The sequence below is a fragment of the Noviherbaspirillum malthae genome, assembly GCF_015352985.1.
Taxonomy (GTDB): Bacteria; Pseudomonadota; Gammaproteobacteria; order Burkholderiales; family Burkholderiaceae_D; genus Noviherbaspirillum; species Noviherbaspirillum malthae.
This window is the reverse complement of the sequence record NZ_JACYXF010000163.1, coordinates 1-1,955: the sequence shown is the minus strand read 5'-3', so window position 1 is coordinate 1,955 and position 1,955 is coordinate 1. Positions and strand designations below refer to the sequence as shown.

Annotated in this window: 2 protein-coding genes; both read left to right on the top strand. The window is 59.0% G+C overall.

Going from position 1 to position 1,955, the window contains the following annotated elements; all coding sequences use genetic code 11:
• Window positions 1-90 precede the first annotated feature (90 nt).
• On the top strand, window positions 91-1,119 hold the full coding sequence (gene istA / locus IGW03_RS37470) for an IS21 family transposase (RefSeq protein WP_194727458.1): 1,029 nt from the start codon (window positions 91-93) through the stop codon (window positions 1,117-1,119).
• A complete protein-coding gene (gene istB, locus IGW03_RS37465) occupies window positions 1,116-1,916 on the top strand; it encodes an IS21-like element helper ATPase IstB (protein WP_194727457.1) in 801 nt (266 codons plus the stop codon). Before istA ends, istB begins: the two co-directional genes overlap by 4 nt.
• Window positions 1,917-1,955 lie beyond the last annotated feature (39 nt).

Sequence of the window (1,955 nt, the reverse complement as noted above, 5' to 3'; positions counted from 1 at the left end):
TGTTACGCGCGGAGTAATACTGAGCCACTACGCGCGAAGTAAATCTGAGCCACTTTTTCGTAAAGTTGGATCTTTTTGCGCGAGATCCGAGTGTTACATAAGGAAGAGTGGATGGAAATTCATGTGCTCAAGGCCCAAGGCCTCTCGGAGCGCCAGATAGCCCGCCAGCTGGGCATCTCAAGAAACACGGTCGCCCGTTATTTGGATTCACCCGAGGCGCCACGCTACAAGATGCGCGAGGCCCGGCCCACCAAGCTCGATGCGTTCAAGGCCTACATCACCAAGCGCGTCGACGAAGCCCATCCGGAATGGATTCCAGCGCCGGCAATGATGCGCGAACTCAGGGCCCTCGGCTATACCGGCCAGATTCGCCAGCTCCAGGAGTTCATGCGAACATGCAAGCCTGCCGCCAAGGAGGATCCAGTGGTCCGGTTCGAAACCCCGCCCGGCCAGCAGATGCAATGCGACTTCGTCGTCTTCCGACGTGGTCGCCATCCGTTGTATGCCTTTACCGCCACGCTGGGCTATAGCCGATGGCGGTGGGTGCGCTTCACTGCCGACGAGACGGCAGAAACGCTCGTGGCCTGTCATCATGCGCTGTTCGAGGCACTCGGTGGCGTGCCCAAGGAAATACTCTACGATAATGCCAAGAGTGTCGTCATCAAGCGCAATGCCTACGGCGAAGGCCAGCATTGCTGGAATGATGACTTCCTCGACATGGCCAAGTTGTACGGGTATATGCCCAGGCTGTGTCGGCCGTACCGGGCGCGCACCAAAGGCAAGGTGGAACGCTTCCATCGCTACCTGCGCGGTAACTTCTATGTGCCCCTGGAGAGCCGGATGAAGGCCAGTGGCCTGCTGGTCGACGTTCCTACTGCGAATGCCGAGGTCGGCAAGTGGCTGCGCGATGTTGCTAACCGGCGCGTGCATCCGCTTACCCGTCACGCCCCTCATACCCTCTACGAGAACGTGGAGAAGGCATTGCTGCAGCCCTTGCCGAAGTACCGGCCACGAATCGATCCGACATGGCCGGCCATGCGCTCGATCAGTGCGCAAGTCAATTCGCTGCAACACCCGCTGTCGGTCTACCAGCAGATCCTGACGGAGGTCGGCGTATGAACCTGCAGGCCGAACGCATTGACACCTACTGCCGGCAGCTCAAGCTTGATGGGCTGGCCGAGCGCTTCGAAGCCATTGCTAGCCAGGCTGCTGAACAGGACTGGGGCTTCCTGCAGTTCCTGGAACAAGCGCTGGCTCATGAACGCGATACCAGGCAGGTCCGAAGCCGGCAGATGCTGGCTCGCATGGCGTCGTTCCCGGTCATCAAGACCTTGGAGCAGTACGACTTCGAGTTTGCTACCGGCACGCCAAAGAGTCTGATTGAGGAGCTGGCGACCTTACGCTTCATCGAACGGGGTGAGAACGCAGTGTTCCTGGGGCCCTCTGGAGTGGGCAAGAGCCATCTGGCCATTGCACTGGGCTATCTTGCGACCCAGGCGGGCATCAAGACGCACTTCGCTACTGCGGCGGATCTGATGTTGCAATTAGCAGCAGCGCAGCGTCAGGGCCGATACGACGCGGTGATGCGACATCGAGTGCTGGGACCGCGGCTACTGATCATCGACGAGATCGGCTACCTGCCGTTCAGCGGTGAGCAAGCCAGCCACTTCTTCCATATCGTCTCCAAGAGATATGAACGCGGTGGTTCGATGATCCTGACCAGTAACCTGCCGTTTGCCCAATGGGACGACACCTTTGGAGCCAATCCGACGCTGACCGCGGCCATGCTCGACCGCATTCTGCACCATGCTCATATCGTACAGATCAAGGGGGATAGTTACCGACTCAGGAAACAGAAGAAAGCCGGCTTCGTCGGCAATGCAGTCAAGTCAGTGGCTCAGAATTCGGCCGCGTAAAGGCCCGCAAAGTGGCTCACTTTTACTCCGCGCTTGACA

Excerpts from the sequence above, each read along its gene's own strand:
- istB (WP_194727457.1), top strand. The coding sequence starts at position 1,116 with ATGAACCTGCAGGCCGAACGCATTGACACCTACTGCCGGCAGCTCAAG.